Origin of the sequence: Sutcliffiella sp. NPDC057660 (assembly GCF_042800035.1) — a bacterium.
Taxonomy (GTDB): Bacteria; Bacillota; Bacilli; order Bacillales; family Bacillaceae_I; genus Sutcliffiella_A.
The window spans coordinates 77,739-93,505 of sequence record NZ_JBHVHV010000010.1 but is presented as its reverse complement, the minus strand read 5'-3'; the positions used below and the strand labels follow the sequence as shown (position 1 = coordinate 93,505).

Sequence of the window (15,767 nt, the reverse complement as noted above, 5' to 3'; positions counted from 1 at the left end):
AGTGACTTTTTAGAGGGGGAGAAAGCACCCCCTCTTTCTTTACATAGGAAAATCCATATGGAACAAGGAGAGATGGTAGATGCTCGAGGAGAAGTTTTATTTAGTGAGGGAGGATGTACTGCCTGAAGCGATGAAAAAGGCACTAGATGTAAAAGAAATGCTTGCCAGGGGAAAGGCTGATTCCATTGCGGAGGCGGTACAGCGTGTAGATCTCAGTCGCAGTGCCTTTTATAAGTATCGCGATACCGTCTTTCCATTTCATACAATGGTAAAAGAAAAAATCATGACCTTGTTTTTCCACTTGGAAGATCAGACAGGGGCCTTATCAGAACTACTGGCAACCGTTGCTTCCGTGGGATGCAATGTATTGACCATACACCAGACCATCCCGCTTCAAGGAAAGGCAAATGTCACATTATCCCTCGACATGTCAGGCTTAAAAGGGGATATACATGCTTTACTTTCCATGCTGAAGCGATTAGAATTTGTAGATAAAGTAGAGATACTGGGAACCGGAGCATAAGCTTAGATTTCACACACAGAGACTAGCAGAGGAGAGGCACACTAATGAAGGACAGAATCGGATATTTAGGACCTAAGGCAACTTTTACAGATATGGCAGTAACAAGTTTTTTTCCGCAGGGTGAGAAAAAGGCCTATGCCACGATACCTGCGTGTATGGATGCGGTATTGAATGGGGAAGTGGATTACGCAGTTGTACCATTGGAAAACGCAATAGAAGGCTCTGTTAACGTCACACTTGATTACTTGATTCATGATTGCCCTCTGCCTATCGTTGCGGAATTGATTGTCCCGATCAGCCAGCATCTGCTGGTGCACCCGGATCATGTGAAAAACGACGATCCGATTGAAGTGATCTATTCGCATTCCCATGCGATTGCACAGTGCCATAAATTTTTACATAAGAAATACCCGAATGCCGTATATGAAACGACGTCTTCCACAGCTTCCGCGGCAAAGCTGATTTCGGAGCACCGACTATCCAAACGTTCAGCGTGCATTGCCAATAGCTTGGCGGCAAAAGAGTATAAGCTCTGCTTGTTAGCGGAGAACATACATGATTATGAAAATAACCATACAAAGTTTATTGTCCTGCATAGAGATCAAGCCATGATTACTGACAAACATTCCTCACATCATGTCGACAGTGAGAAAACGTCACTCATGGTGACATTGCCAAGCGATCAATCCGGTGCTCTGCATCAGGTGCTGTCCGCTTTTGCGTGGAGAAAGCTGAATCTTTCGAAAATCGAATCACGTCCCATGAAAACGGGCTTAGGCAACTACTTCTTCATTATTGATATCAACCAGCTCATGGACGAGGTACTCCTTCCAGGGGCAATCGGAGAGCTTGAGGCATTAGGCTGTTCTGTCAAGATCTTGGGAAGCTACACCAGTTATTTGTTGAAATGAATAAAAAGGAGCAAGTTCCTGTTGACAGGAATCTGCTCCTTTTTGTTGGTTACTCGATCAGCATTCCGGCATCCTTCAGCGCTCTGCAGGCCGCATCCAGTTTTTCCTCCGATTCCGCTTCTAGGGTATGTAGGTGCGTTCCATCTGTCAGTTGGGATAGATACGCAGCTTTCGTTTCATGGATTTTTTTAATGAAATCATCCACTTCCGAACGGGTGCTTACCATCACGGAAGCGGTAAGATCCCCATAGACGGGATGCTCGATTTTCACATCCTTGATTGTGACACCGTGATCTACTATGATATAAAGTTCTTCCTCGGTTTTCTCTGGTGGATGAAAAGAAACGATGATGCGTTCTTTTTTTCTTTGATCCCCCGGCGGCTTCAAGTAGACATAGCCTTGACTTGTTGCAAGAATGGGCTCATTTTTAGCCTTTAACAGGGAGATGTCCTGGACAATCACCTGACGGCTCACATTCGTCCGGCTGGCCAGTTCTCCGCCGGTTAACGGCTTATCTTCCGTCTGCAGCCAGTGTAAGAGGAGTTCTCTTCGTTCTGCCCCGAGTACTTTTTTCTCTTGATTCATTTGTTTTCGCTCCTTATTACCCATTGGTTTCCTCCACAATTTCCTTTAAAGCCGCAACCACTTTTTCCACATCGTTCAGTGAAGTATCCTTACCAAAAGAGAGTCGAATGAATTCTCGTGCTTCTTCGACGGATTTTCCAGTAGCAAGCATGGTTCGTGATGGGTTCTGTGAGCCCATCTGGCAAGCACTCCCGGTGGAAATCGCAATCTGTCTGCGATTGCACTCGAGCATCACATGCTGTCCTTCCAAGCCCTCCAGGCGAAGTCCGATGATATGCGGCAAGCAATTGGCTTGTTCCGCTTCTACGTGAACAGGCAGCCAGTGCTGCTTTAGCTTTCCCATAAATGCATCGCGCAGCTTCTCGTGCTTTACCCTGATGGTTTTCATGTTTGCGTGTATAGATTGTGCTGCTGCGGTAAAGGCCGCGATACCAGGTACGTTCACCGTTCCAGGTCGCATCCCACGTTCATGGCTCACCCCGGCATATTGGGACTGCCAGGAAACAGCCGGGTTGATATACAGCGCGCCAACGCCCTTTGGTCCATATATTTTATGTGAAGAGATGGACAGGCTGGAGAGACGCAACTTTTCTACGTCTATAGGTATTTTACCAAAAGTTTGTACCGTATCACTATGAAAGAGGATATTTTTCTCCTGAAGGATTTTTCCCACAGCCTCCAATGGCTGTATGATTCCTGTCTCGGAGTTGGCATGCTGGATCGAGACAAGGCAGGTTTCCTCTCTGATCTCTTTCTTCAATTGCTGCAGTGATATTAATCCATTATGGTCCACATCCATAAATGTTACCTGATAGCCAACATCCTCGAGCTGCCCGATAAGGTGGTAGATAGAAGAGTGCTCCGTTGGTGTGGTAATGATATGGTTCCCTTTTTTCTTGTTTCCTTTTAAAAGGGACCGTATGGCGAGGTAATTGGACTCGCTGCCACCGCTTGTAAAATAAATCCCTTCTTTTTTTCCATTGATCATTGCAGCCATTTCAGATCTGCACGTTTCCAGGAGCTGCTGACTTGAGGTGCCGATATCATGTAAGCTGCTGCTGTTGCCAAAGTAGGCTTGAGATACGTGTTGGAATACTTCCAGCGATTCAGCGCTCATTGGCGTAGTCGCAGCATAGTCTAAATAAATCATAAGTAAACTCCCTTCAGAATAGGAGATTAAAACTGCAAAAAAGCTGGTAAATCTTGCAGTCTAGTTCTCTCGTAAAAATATTTCTTGTCATTAGTTTAAATTTATGTAAATATAGGTGTCAAGACACTTATGTATACAGGGGGTTTTTTTGTGTCTCCAAACTATGGTGATGTCATTGTTGTCGGGAGCGGATTGTCTGCTTTATTGACTGCAAAGTACTTAAGTAAGCATATGAATGTGATGGTTTTCACAAAGTCTAATAAATATGAAAATAATTCTTTTCTGGCACAAGGTGGAGTTGCCGGTGCGATAGCTGATACGGATACATGGCAAGAGCATTTTCACGATACGATTCTTGCCGGATGCAATCATAATGAAAAAGATTCAGTGGAGCTGTTAACGAAGCTTGGTCCCCGTATGCTTCAAGATTTAATGGAGGCAGGAATGGATTTTGATAAAGATGAACATGGCATGCTTTCGCTTGGTATGGAGGGGGCGCATTCACAGAGGAGGATTTTACACGCTGGTGGAGATCAGACGGGGAGAAGGATGATGCAGTGGCTCCATTCCCAAATCCTGCACTGTGTTCAGATTGTCGAGCAGGAAACGGTCATTAAAGTACTGAAGGAAGATGATTGCTGCTGTGGCATAAAAACAGTCAATCGTTTTGGAGAACGAAAATCCTATTATGCTTCCCATATTGTTTTTGCAACAGGTGGAGCAGGCGCGCTTTATTCCTATACATCCAATGATCCAAGCGTGAACGGCATGGCGCTGGCGTTGGCCTACCAAGCGGGTGCGACTCTTACAGATCTGGAGTTTATGCAGTTTCATCCCACCATGCTGCATGTGAATGATAAGGTGATCGGTTTGGTATCTGAAGCGGTTCGTGGGGAAGGGGCATATCTTGTCAACGATCAAGGGAAAAGGATCATGCAGGGCATCCATCCACTTGAGGATCTAGCACCGCGGGACATTGTTTCCAGGACCATTTTTCAGGAACTCGATCGTGGTGGCAAAGTATTTCTAAATATAGAGAACGTAATAAATTTTGAAAAGCGTTTTCCTACCATTTCGTATATGTGCACAATCCAAGGCATTTCATTAAAAACTAAACTTCTTCCAGTTGTACCTGGGGCCCATTTTTTCATGGGAGGAATCAGAACCGATCTGAATGGCGAAACGTCACTTAAGGGTTTGTATGCAGTGGGCGAAGCTGCATGCAACGGAGTACACGGTGCAAATAGGCTTGCCAGCAACTCACTGTTGGAGGCCATTGTCTTTTCCAAAAAACTGGCCGAACACCTGTTAAATAAACCGATGGGAAACTGTCATGAGAAATTGATAGATGAACCTTTAGCTAAAGCCAAACCCGACAAGCCGTTCTTAGCGCTCCCTGCTAAAAGCGAGCTCCAAGCAATGATGATGAAGCATGCGGGAATAGTACGGCATGCAGAAGGGCTGCAGAAGTTGAAGGGATGGCTTGAAGCGTATCAGCCATATTGGCAGGACATTGATCGGTTGGAAATGAATCTGTCCCTGGAAGAAACGGAACTAATTTTCATGCTGCAGATCAGTCATCTGATTGCATCAGCTGCAATGGAAAGGGAGGAGAGCAGAGGGGCCCATTGCCGCTCTGATTACCCTCAGGCAAGCGAGGCTTGGCTTCAAAAAAGGATAAGTCATCAGGAAAAAATAAAGGTGCTTGTATAAAGGAGAGGAAAGTATTGAATCCGTTCAAACTGCAGGATATGCTGCGTGATTTCTTTAAAGAAGACATTGGAGACAGGGATCTGACCTCAGAGGCTCTATTCGGCGAGGATGCTACGGGTGCCGGTAAATTCATCGCAAAGGAAAACGGAATCTTTGTGGGGGAGTCCATATTAATAGAAGCATTTAAGCTTCTGGATCCCGAGACTTCTATCACCATTAATAAGAAAGATGGAGAGCGAGTCGAAAAGGGGGAAACAATTGCAACAGTTCATGGCAAAATGCGGGTTCTTTTAAGCGGGGAGCGTGTTGTGCTGAATCTGTTGCAAAGACTAAGTGGAATAGCCACCTTGACCAGAACGGCAGTGGATATGCTTGACAGTGAAACGACTAAAATCTGTGATACAAGAAAAACGACTCCAGGGCTGAGAATGCTGGAAAAGTATGCAGTTGTCTGTGGAGGCGGCTCCAATCACCGCTTTGGTCTGTATGATGGTGTCATGATCAAGGATAATCATATTGAATTCGCAGGCTCCATAACGGAGGCGGTGCATCGGGCACGTCAAAGAATTGGGCATATGGTGAAGGTGGAAGTGGAAACGGAAACAAAGGAGCAAGTCATGGAGGCGGTTAGCGCAGGAGCGGATATCATCATGTTTGATAACCGGACACCACAAGAGATACAGGAATTCATTCCATGCGTCCCTGACGGTATCGTTACTGAAGCATCAGGAGGTATCACCCTTGAGAACCTGGCAGGCTATCGGAACACAGGCGTTCATTATATATCTTTGGGGTTTATCACCCATTCCGCACGCTCGTTGGATATAAGCTTTAACGTAGGATTGAAAAAATAAAGTCTTTTCGGACCAAAAAACAAACATTTTTACGAAAATAGCCGAAAACAGAAGGGGAAGATTGATATGAATATCCTGGACTTGATGAAAAAAGATAATAAGATGCTTCCCTCTCGCTACCTGGAAATGTCGAGAGAGGAAATGAGAGAAAGGGTACTTGAAATTAAACGGAAGCTTGGAGCAGACTTGTTTATACCGGGTCATCACTATCAAAAGGATGAAGTGATCGAGTTTGCGGATGCTACCGGAGATTCCCTGCAGTTGGCCCAGGCTGCAGCCAATACGACCGCATCCTATATTGTGTTCTGCGGCGTACATTTTATGGCAGAAACGGCTGATATCCTCACAAAAGAAAATCAGGTGGTCGTCCTGCCGGATATGCGGGCAGGCTGTTCGATGGCGGACATGGCAGATATTCATCAGACAGAGCGAGCTTGGGAAAAGCTTCAGCAGATTTTCGGGGATACGATGCTTCCCCTGACCTACGTCAATTCAACAGCTGCAATTAAAGCGTTCTGTGGAGAAAGAGGCGGAGCTACTGTAACCTCCTCGAACGCACACAAGATGGTGAGCTGGGCATTCACTAAAAAGGAGCGGATCCTCTTCTTGCCGGATCAGCATCTAGGAAGGAATACGGCCTTTGATCTGGGAATCCCACTTGAAGAAATGGCAGTGTGGAATCCGGTAACAGACGAACTGGAATTTACCGGGGATCCTTCCACTGTAAAAGTGATTCTTTGGAAAGGGCATTGCTCCGTCCATGAAAAGTTTACGGTGGAAAATATCCGGGGCTTAAGAGAGGAAAAGCCTGACATGACCATTATCGTCCATCCGGAATGTACAAGGGAAGTGGTGGAGCTTAGCGACATGGCTGGCAGTACAAAGTACATCATTGATACGATCAATCAAGCGCCATCCGGAAGCAAATGGGCTATCGGGACCGAAATGAACCTTGTAAACAGGATCATCCAGGAGCATCAGGATAAGGAGATTATATCCCTTAACCCTAATATGTGCCCATGTCTGACAATGAACAGAATCGACCTGCCTCACCTTTTATGGGCGCTCGAATCCATTGAGGACGGTAACGTTATAAATAGAATATCTGTAGAAGAAACTGTAGCAGAGAACGCTATTTTTGCTTTGGAAAAAATGCTGGAGAATGCTTAATATATGAGGGGTATCCAAACTATTTAGTTGGATGTCCCTCTTTTTTATCATATATTTTCCTTTTGTCGCATAAGTTGAGGTGAAGAATAGTGGCAAAATGCCCACTCGACACATAGACTGTAAAGACTTTGCTAAGGAGGGAAAACCCTTGAAAATCCATATCGTACAAAAAGGAGATACATTGTGGAAGATTGCCCAGAAATATAATGTGAATTTCGAACAGCTGAAACAAGCGAATTCACAGTTAAGCAATCCTGACATGATTATGCCCGGAATGAAAATAAAAGTGCCAATGGCAGGTGTAGCCGTAAAAAAAGAAAACCAGGTGTTGGGAGTGACAAAAGAAGCCCCTAAAACAATGGGTGTAAAAGAAGCCCCTAAAACGATGGGTGTAAAAGAAGCCCCTAAAACGATGGGAGTAAAAGAGGCACCGAAGCCACAGCATCCTTACAAGGAGATGCCGAAAAAGCCGGCAGTAAAGGAAGAGCAGATCAAAGAGGCGCCAAAAACACCTTATGTGCCTAAAATGCCTCAATTGAAACCTTATTTTCCGGAAATTGATGTGAATAATTACAATATCAATGTTCCAATCAATCAAATGCCAAAAATGCCAAAGATGCCAGAAATGCCGAAGATGCCAAAGATGCCAAAGATGCCAAAGATGCCTGTAGCGCAACAGGAAGAAAGTCCAGAAAGTCCTGAGCCGCAAGTAATGGGTGTCGAATCACCGCCGCCAGCACAAGCTCCAATGATACAGCCGGAATTCTGTTATCCTGCATCACCTATTCTTCCAGGTTCAGGTTTGTGCCCACCGTATCATCATGGACATCACGGCGGATATGGGATGATGCCTGGAATGGGAATGCCGATGGGTCAAGGAATGATGCCAGGAATGTCAGGAATGATGCCAGGTATGCAGGGAATGCCGATGGGTCAAGGTATGATGCCAGGTATGCAAGGTATGCCGATGGGTCAAGGTATGATGGAGGAGTCACCGGATTGGGATATGGGTCAAATGCAGCAGCTTCAACAGATGGGACAAATGCCTCAAATGGGGCAGCAGCAGATGGATCCTTCCCAGGTGGCAGGTGTTCAAGATCAAATGGGCGGACAAATGCAAGAGATGCAAGGGATGCAAGGGATGCCAGAAATGATGCCAATGCAGGGAATGCCGATGGGTCAGGGAATGATGCCAGAAATGATGCAAATGCAAGGTATGCCGATGGGTCAAGGGATGATGCCGCAAGGAATGCCGATGGGACCTTGGGGTGGAGGACCTTGGGGCGGAGGATATCCGTGCTATCCTGTTTCCCCGGTAGCACCTGGTTCTGGTTTTGGTCCGATGGGAGGTTTTCCACATGGCGGAGGGCATGGTCAGCAAGTAGCAGGAGCTTCTGATGGTGACTGCGGTTGCGGGCCATCCCCACAAGCAATGGGATACAGATCACAGGTTCCTTATGGATATCAGCAAGCACCTTACGGAATGCAGTATCCTGGATATGGTGTACCACAAGCAGGCTATCCGATGTCCATGCCTGGATACTACGGTCCTCAGGGTTATGGATATGGACCTTCCAATGAAGAGGATTTCCGCAATACTGAATCCGACTTTGACGGTCCGGAATCTGATGATGAGGCCTGAAGAAAGATTTTCTAAAGACGATTTCACTCGAAATCGTCTTTTCTTCCGTCTTTTTCAGGATAATGGGATACAATCTTCTACGCAAATAAAGGAAAATCTATTTAAAGTACAAACAGACACAGGTACGTTCATCCTAAAGGGGATAAGTGATTTTCAGAGTGTCCAATCCAGCATTGTCTTGAATCGGTTCCTCATAGAGAAGGGATTCCTCAGGGGTTTGGAGTATATGGAGCTGTCAAACGGACTCCATTATATGTTTGAAGGACAGCTAGTATGGACGATGACGAGATATATTCCGCCTAAACGGCCTTTTTCCTTTTTAAGGGAAGAGGACAGATTGGATGGAGTGGAAGTTCTGAAGTCATTTCATCACTATTCGGCAAAGCTTATCCCGGTTCTAAGCTCGTTTCTAAAGAGGGAGAATCTGCTGATGAAATGGGAGGCGCGTCTGGAAAAATTCGAGCAAAATCTTCCAATATTAACTCAATGGTTTAATTCCACTTCATTTAGTGAAATTGTATACTATAGCAAAGCGTCGCTGGAGCAATTAAAGATGGTCGATTTTACAATGGAGAAATCGGATGAAGTGGTTCTTCATGGGGATGTTGCAAGTCATAATTTCGTGAAAAGTACGGATAATAAGACGTATTTAATTGATTACGATCTGATTTCCATCGGTCTAGCGGAGTGGGATGATGTGCAATACGCAAGCAGAATACTGCCGTTCATCAAATGGGATAAGAAAAAGTTTTTCCGGATTCCCATATTTCAATATTATTTGAAGCACCCATGGTTTTGGATTGCTTTGGCCTTTCCGATGGATATCCTTCGTGAGGGAAATCAGTTTTCAGAAACGGTGCAGAACCACTCCATGCCCCAAAGCTATACAAACCTTTCCTTTTTCCTAAGCAGCTGGAATCTGCGCAAACAATTTTTGACGAATTTTCACAACATGATACAATAATGAATATTGTCAATTGGAGGGAAGATTACGCAATGGAAGAAAATATTTCTAAATTAGTGCAGTGGATTCAAGAAAAAGTTAAAAATGCAGGATTAAACGGTGCAATCGTTGGTGTAAGTGGAGGCATTGATTCGGCTGTTGTTGCCCATCTCATCAAAAGGGCATTTCCTGATGCATCCCTTGGTGTCATTATGCCATGCAAAAGTGATCCTAAAGATCAGGAGTATGCGATGGAAGTAATCGAAAGCTGCGGAATAAGCCACACTACAATCGATTTGTCCCAAACGCATACTGTCCTTTTTTCCGAAATGGAAAAGAGGTTGAAGGAAAAAGGAGATTGGAAAGAGGAGACAGCAAGACTAGGTGATGCCAATACACGCGCACGCCTTAGAATGACTACCCTATATGCTGTTGCCAACAACTATGGCTATCTGGTGGTTGGTACAGATAATGCGGCTGAATGGCATACAGGCTATTTTACGAAGTATGGGGATGGCGGCGTTGACTTGGTGCCACTGGTTCATTTTACAAAAGGTGAGGTTCGTGAGATGGCAAAAGTTCTTGGCGTACCGGAGTCCATCATCAATAAGCCACCTAGCGCAGGTCTTTGGGAAGGACAAACAGATGAAAATGAAATGGGCACAACCTATAACATGATCGACAGCTACCTCAAGGGAGAGCAAATTCCTGAAAAGGACAAAGCGATTATTGATTCCATGCATAAACGCACAGAACATAAACGTCAATTGGCATTCGCTCCTCCAAAATTTTAAGTGTTGGTGGGAACTGACAAAATAAAAAACCCCTTAATCAGTCAAGCTAAGAGGGAGTACACTTTGTACTCAACTGACTGGTTAGGGGGTTTTTACATTGAGGAAGTCTGTCTTAACGGTTACTTCAGCGGCATTTTTGCTGGGGGGACTTACAGGATGCGGCGGCGGTAACAGTGCTGCTGATAACAGGTACTATGAAGAAACAAGTCCTATGGGGTATTACACAAGTGAGCACAACCCGAATGTAAACAATGACCGTAACCGCCCTGCAACACAAGAAGAACGAGGTAATGCTCGTATCATGGATGATAACGACGGTCCGCTTAACGAGATCATGGATCGCGCAGTCGTGTATGGTGAGCGTCGCAACAACGACAACAACAATCGTAATACCGCTTCTCCTGCAACCAACAGAGGAAAGCAGTATGATCATGAGCGTCTATATAGCCGCAGCGATAAAAATTATCATGGACAGCTTGACGGTGTCCATAATATCGCTAATCCGTCCTATTATAACAACTATAATGGACGTCTAACGGAAAAGCTTGCTGATCGCGCTTCCAAGGTGAAAGGTGTGAAAAATGCACGTGCCGTAACCTATGGGGACGACATATTGATCGCTGTGGAACCAAATAAAGACGCAAACGAGCAGCAATTAACCAAAGACGTACGCCGAGCAGTCAAACCGCTAGTCAACGGAAAAGACTGTCGCGTCGTAGTCGACGATGGAACATTTCACACAGTACGACAACTAGACAACGACCTGCGTGGCGGAGGACCGGTCGACGACATCAACTCCGAAATCAAAGACCTCATCAACACCATGGTCCCAGGCCGCTAACCCAAGAGGCAGACACCCGTCTGCCTCGTTTTTTTAACCACACCCCACCAAATCATAAGTCTCAAAAAACAAAATAAAGCCAAAGAGCCCCCAAGGCTCTTCGCCAAAACCACACAACATAGACAACAAAAAAAGTAAGTGGTCTGACCCTCTCCCCGTCCCAAAATAAAAACCACACTGAAAATACTCCCCTCGCAACCTAAATCCAAAAAAAACAGCGAGGGGTCAGACCCTGGTCTTGTGCATCCCTCCCCAGCAATACCTCCAAAGCCATCTACCACAACACCCCCACCAAACCATAATCCCCAAAAAACAAAATCAGCCAAAGAGCCCCCAAGGCTCTTCGCCAAAACCACACAACATAAAAAACAAAAAAAGTAAGGGGTCTGACCCTTCCCCCGTCCCAAAATAAAAACCACACTGAAAATACTCCCCTCGCAACCTAAATCCCAAAAAAACAGCGAGGGTCAGACCCTGGTCTTGAGCATCCCTCCCCAACAATACCTCCAAAGCCATCTACCACAACACCCCCACCAAACCCTAAATCCCCAAAAAACAAATTCAGCCAAAGAGCCCCCAAGGCTCTTCGCCAAAACCACACAACATAAAAAACAAAAAAAGTAAGGGGTCTGACCCTCCCCCCGTACCTATATAAAAACAACTCTGAAAATACTCCCCTCGCAACCTAAACATCAATAAACCTGCGAGGGTCAGACCCCGGTCTTAAGCATCCCTCCCCAACAAACCCACCAAACCCACCAAACCCTCCATCCCTACAAAAAAACATTTAACCCCAAAAGACTAAATCCCCAAAAACTGGTCAAACTAAAAAAGACAAGACTAGCTTAATAACCTAAAGAACTAAATCTTATAGAATGTGAGGGGGCTATCCAAGATGAAACCCATCATTCCAAAGCAATTCTGGCTGATGATCACAGCATTTATCACAACATGTGGAGCACTTTACAGCTTTTCCACTTATCAAGGTGCCGCCGATGAAAACGAGATTGTAGAAGAAGAAGTATTAGAGGAAGTATATGAAATCAATGGACCCTTAACGCTAAAAGTTGTGCTGGAGCGCATTTATCTAGATGGAGAAGTGAGCGAAGAAACGTTGCAGGAAACCGTATGGGCGATGGAGGATTTTTGGGCGGAATACGATAATTGGCAAGTGATAGACTTAAATGAAGAACAGATTGTGTTTCAGCAATATATTGATGACATTTCCCCGCTATTGAAGACAAACGGCTATTTCGGCATATCCAATGACGGTGTTCTTACGATATATGAAGGAAAGCCGACTGAGGCATCCAAGATCATTCAGTCCTTTTTCCAGATCGATGTAGGGAAACTGGAAAGCCATCAGCATGAAAAGTTAAAAGGGGGAATCAGGGTGGTTTCCAAGGATGAATATGTACAGGTGCTGGAAACATTCAAGCCATATTCCTCACAAAAACAATAAGGCTCTTTTCGTGAAGTTTATTGCTTTTGTCCGTTAAAAATCGGCTTTTTGATTTTTTACAGCACATATCCCTGTAGAATTCAAAAGAAAATAAATCGATTACACGGGAAAAGAGCACATTAACAGGCTGGCAATTTGCCAGTCTGTTTTTCCCGTTGATTGGAACGATAATGCAATCCTCTCCGATAATCCAATGCTGCTTTTCTAAAACTTATGGTAAAATGGAGAGTAGATGATTTTAAAGGAGAGTTTTGTACCATTGATAGATTTCATTAGAGGCTTTGTGGAATATGTATCACCGGAATACGTGGTAGTGGAGGTGATGGGAGTAGGCTATCAGATTCACGCGCCAAACCCGTTCAGCTATACTGTGGATCGTGATAAAGAAGTGACTATTTATACATACCAGCATGTGAGAGAGGATATCCTTGCTTTATACGGCTTCAAAACACGGGAAGATAAGAACTTGTTTATGAAACTGTTGAATGTAACAGGGATCGGTCCAAAAGGGGCCCTAGCCATCCTTGCATCCGGACAGCCTGCACAGGTGGTCCACGCAATAGAAAATGAAGATGAGAAATTCTTGATCAAGTTCCCTGGCGTCGGGAAAAAGACGGCAAGGCAGATTATCCTTGATCTAAAAGGAAAGCTGAATGACTTGGTTCCAAGTGCATTTCCGGATCTTTTTCAACCGGGAGTCGATATGCCGGCTACTGGCAGTTCGAATAATGTGGCACTTGAAGAAGCGATGGAAGCCCTGCAGGTTCTTGGATATGGTGAGAGGGAAATCAAAAAGATCATGCCTGCACTGCAAAAAGAGGAGCTATCCACAGATCAATATGTCAAGAGAGCGTTACAGCTACTCCTAAAGTAGAGGGGTGAATCATAAATGATGGATGACCGTATGGTGTCACAAGACGCAACCATGGAGGATCAGTCACTGGAATACAGCCTGCGTCCCCAGACATTGCAGCAGTATATCGGACAGGATAAAGTCAAAGAGAATCTGGAAGTCTTCATTCAGGCCGCGAAAATGAGACAGGAGACCTTGGATCATGTGCTTCTTTACGGACCGCCAGGCCTTGGGAAAACGACGCTTGCCGCGATTATCGCCAATGAAATGGGCGTGCAGTTGAGAACAACCTCAGGACCGGCAATCGAGCGTCCTGGGGATCTTGCCGCCATCCTTTCCTCCCTTGAGCCGGGAGATGTGTTATTCATAGATGAAATACACCGTCTTCATCGCTCCATCGAGGAAGTCCTGTATCCTGCAATGGAAGACTATTGCCTTGATATCGTTATTGGCAAAGGCCCAAGCTCCAGGTCTGTACGTCTGGATCTGCCGCCGTTTACCCTGGTAGGGGCAACAACGAGGGTTGGATTGTTGACCGCTCCGCTCCGTGACCGTTTTGGTGTACTAAGCCGCTTGGAATATTATAATGAAGAGCAGCTTACCGAGATCTGTATGAGAACGGCCCAGATCCTAGATATCGGCTTGGAAATGGATGCAGCAACCGAAATCAGCAGAAGAGCACGTGGAACACCCCGTATCGCCAACCGCCTATTAAGGCGTGTCCGTGATTTTGCACAGGTATTGGGGAAAACGACGATAAATTCATTCTTGGCAAAAGAAGCATTGGATCGCCTACAGGTGGACCGGCTCGGGTTGGATCATATCGACCATAAGCTGCTCATGGGGATCATTGAAAAATTCCGAGGCGGACCGGTCGGAGTCGACACAATTGCCGCAACTATAGGGGAGGAATCCCACACGATTGAAGATGTGTATGAACCCTATCTTCTTCAAATCGGTTTTCTCCAGCGAACGCCGAGAGGACGGGTTGTGACGGATCTTGTTTACCGTCACTTTGACATGGAGGTGCCAAAGGAATAATGGAACTGCCAAAGATGCTGATGGTCGTTGGTGCTGTGCTGTTGCTAGTAGGATTTTTGTGGCAGGTTGTCGGCAAGATTCCCGGAGATATCGTCGTGAAAAAAGGGAACTTCACGTTCTTTTTCCCGATCATCACCTCCATTATCATCAGCATAGTACTGAGTCTCGTCTTTTATTTTATTGGACGTTTTAAGTAAAGATTCACATTGAATTGCATAGAAAAAAGGTGAAAGTATGAAAATAGATTTATTTGATTTCCATTTGCCGGAGGAGCTAATTGCGCAAACACCTCTGGAACAAAGGGAAGCATCAAGATTGATGGTATTGAACAAAGAAACCGGCGCAATCAAGCATGAAGCGTCATTCCGCTCCATTTTGGAGTACGTAAAGTCAGGGGACTGCCTCGTTTTGAATGATACGAGAGTATTGCCTGCGAGACTTTTCGGGGTAAAAGCCGAAACGGGAGGCAAGATTGAAGTGCTCCTTTTGAAGCAAATCGAGGGTGACACATGGGAAACGCTTATCAAGCCGGCTAAAAGAGTTAAGGCTGGTACTGTCCTCTCCTTTGGTGACGGCAGATTGACCGCTGTATGTGTGAGTGAAAGTGACCATGGCGGCAGACAGCTCGAATTCCGCTATGAAGGGATCTTCTATGAGGTCCTTGAAAGCCTCGGGGAAATGCCGCTGCCACCATATATAAAGGAACAGCTTGAAGACCGTGACCGCTATCAGACGGTTTTTGCAAGGGAAACGGGCTCAGCTGCAGCGCCGACAGCAGGCCTTCATTTTACGGAGGAATTGTTGGAGGAACTTAACAACCGTGGGGTGCACACTGCTTTCATTACCTTGCATGTCGGGCTTGGGACATTCAGGCCGGTCAGTGTGGATACGGTGGAAGAGCATGATATGCATGCGGAATTTTATCAGATAACAGAAGGTACAGCACGACTGTTGAATGAGGTTCGTGCAAAAGGCGGCAGGATTATAACCGTTGGAACGACCTCCACAAGAACCTTGGAGACGATTGCACGTGACCATGGCGAATTTGTGGAAGCGAGCGGCTGGACGAACATCTTCATCTATCCGGGCTATGAATTCAGGGCAATTGATGGAATGATCACAAACTTCCATCTGCCGAAATCAACTTTGATCATGCTGGTCAGTGCCCTGGCAGGTCGCGAGCATGTGATGAAAGCCTACGAGGAAGCAGTAAACGAAAGGTATCGCTTTTTCAGTTTTGGAGATGCTATGCTAATTTTATAAGAGAGTACTAAGGAGAATCCA

General features: G+C 45.5%; 16 protein-coding genes. 14 read left to right on the top strand and 2 right to left on the bottom strand.

All coding sequences use genetic code 11. The features are described from left to right. The first annotated feature begins 79 nt into the window (after nucleotides 1–79). Both ACFVAD_RS13015 and pheA read left to right on the top strand, forming a co-directional pair. Nucleotides 80–523: an ACT domain-containing protein gene (locus ACFVAD_RS13015; protein WP_204416106.1), complete on the top strand. Its 444-nt coding sequence runs from the start codon at nucleotides 80–82 to the stop codon at nucleotides 521–523. Between the two features lie 44 nt (nucleotides 524–567). Beyond that, complete coding sequence (gene pheA / locus ACFVAD_RS13010) at nucleotides 568–1,434, top strand: prephenate dehydratase (RefSeq protein WP_386640530.1); 867 nt, start codon at nucleotides 568–570, stop codon at nucleotides 1,432–1,434. Nucleotides 1,435–1,483: 49 nt separating this feature from the next. Here the strand turns inward: pheA and ACFVAD_RS13005 are convergent, their stop codons facing one another. Both ACFVAD_RS13005 and ACFVAD_RS13000 read right to left on the bottom strand, forming a co-directional pair. Continuing rightward, the gene (locus tag ACFVAD_RS13005; protein WP_386640867.1) at nucleotides 1,484–2,020 is read right to left on the bottom strand and encodes a transcription repressor NadR; all 537 of its coding nucleotides are present in this window, start codon (nucleotides 2,018–2,020) and stop codon (nucleotides 1,484–1,486) included. A 16-nt stretch (nucleotides 2,021–2,036) separates the two neighbouring features. Then, nucleotides 2,037–3,170, bottom strand: coding sequence for an IscS subfamily cysteine desulfurase (locus tag ACFVAD_RS13000; RefSeq protein WP_386640527.1), 1,134 nt, complete (start codon nucleotides 3,168–3,170; stop codon nucleotides 2,037–2,039). 150 nt (nucleotides 3,171–3,320) lie between these two features. Between ACFVAD_RS13000 and nadB the strand changes: the two genes are divergently transcribed. The 12 genes from nadB (at nucleotide 3,321) to queA (ending at nucleotide 15,746) form a co-directional block, all read left to right on the top strand. After that, nucleotides 3,321–4,883 (top strand): L-aspartate oxidase, encoded by a 1,563-nt coding sequence (gene nadB, locus ACFVAD_RS12995; protein ID WP_386640524.1) that lies wholly within the window; start codon nucleotides 3,321–3,323, stop codon nucleotides 4,881–4,883. A 14-nt stretch (nucleotides 4,884–4,897) separates the two neighbouring features. Further along, complete coding sequence (nadC, locus tag ACFVAD_RS12990) at nucleotides 4,898–5,737, top strand: carboxylating nicotinate-nucleotide diphosphorylase (protein WP_386640522.1); 840 nt, start codon at nucleotides 4,898–4,900, stop codon at nucleotides 5,735–5,737. Between the two features lie 66 nt (nucleotides 5,738–5,803). Then, the gene (gene nadA / locus ACFVAD_RS12985) at nucleotides 5,804–6,907 is read left to right on the top strand and encodes a quinolinate synthase NadA (protein WP_386640519.1); all 1,104 of its coding nucleotides are present in this window, start codon (nucleotides 5,804–5,806) and stop codon (nucleotides 6,905–6,907) included. Nucleotides 6,908–7,055: 148 nt separating this feature from the next. Further along, a complete protein-coding gene (gene safA, locus ACFVAD_RS12980; RefSeq protein WP_386640516.1) occupies nucleotides 7,056–8,549 on the top strand; it encodes a SafA/ExsA family spore coat assembly protein in 1,494 nt (497 codons plus the stop codon). After that, nucleotides 8,473–9,513, top strand: a complete 1,041-nt coding sequence (locus ACFVAD_RS12975; RefSeq protein WP_386640514.1) for a hypothetical protein — start codon at nucleotides 8,473–8,475, stop codon at nucleotides 9,511–9,513. The genes safA and ACFVAD_RS12975 overlap by 77 nt, the downstream gene beginning before the upstream one ends. A gap of 32 nt (nucleotides 9,514–9,545) precedes the next feature. Next, nucleotides 9,546–10,286 (top strand): NAD(+) synthase, encoded by a 741-nt coding sequence (nadE, locus tag ACFVAD_RS12970; RefSeq protein ID WP_386640511.1) that lies wholly within the window; start codon nucleotides 9,546–9,548, stop codon nucleotides 10,284–10,286. 97 nt (nucleotides 10,287–10,383) lie between these two features. Then, nucleotides 10,384–11,127 (top strand): YhcN/YlaJ family sporulation lipoprotein, encoded by a 744-nt coding sequence (locus ACFVAD_RS12965; protein ID WP_386640508.1) that lies wholly within the window; start codon nucleotides 10,384–10,386, stop codon nucleotides 11,125–11,127. A gap of 895 nt (nucleotides 11,128–12,022) precedes the next feature. Further along, nucleotides 12,023–12,589 carry a BofC C-terminal domain-containing protein gene (locus ACFVAD_RS12960; protein WP_386640506.1) on the top strand — a complete coding sequence of 189 codons (567 nt, stop codon included), beginning with the start codon at nucleotides 12,023–12,025 and terminating at the stop codon, nucleotides 12,587–12,589. Nucleotides 12,590–12,848: 259 nt separating this feature from the next. Further along, complete coding sequence (ruvA, locus tag ACFVAD_RS12955) at nucleotides 12,849–13,463, top strand: Holliday junction branch migration protein RuvA (RefSeq protein WP_386640503.1); 615 nt, start codon at nucleotides 12,849–12,851, stop codon at nucleotides 13,461–13,463. A gap of 18 nt (nucleotides 13,464–13,481) precedes the next feature. After that, nucleotides 13,482–14,483 (top strand): Holliday junction branch migration DNA helicase RuvB, encoded by a 1,002-nt coding sequence (gene ruvB, locus ACFVAD_RS12950; protein ID WP_386640864.1) that lies wholly within the window; start codon nucleotides 13,482–13,484, stop codon nucleotides 14,481–14,483. Further along, complete coding sequence (locus tag ACFVAD_RS12945) at nucleotides 14,480–14,680, top strand: DUF2905 domain-containing protein (RefSeq protein ID WP_386640861.1); 201 nt, start codon at nucleotides 14,480–14,482, stop codon at nucleotides 14,678–14,680. Before ruvB ends, ACFVAD_RS12945 begins: the two co-directional genes overlap by 4 nt. A 37-nt stretch (nucleotides 14,681–14,717) precedes the next feature. Continuing rightward, complete coding sequence (gene queA, locus ACFVAD_RS12940) at nucleotides 14,718–15,746, top strand: tRNA preQ1(34) S-adenosylmethionine ribosyltransferase-isomerase QueA (protein WP_386640500.1); 1,029 nt, start codon at nucleotides 14,718–14,720, stop codon at nucleotides 15,744–15,746. The last annotated feature ends 21 nt before the right edge of the window (nucleotides 15,747–15,767 follow it).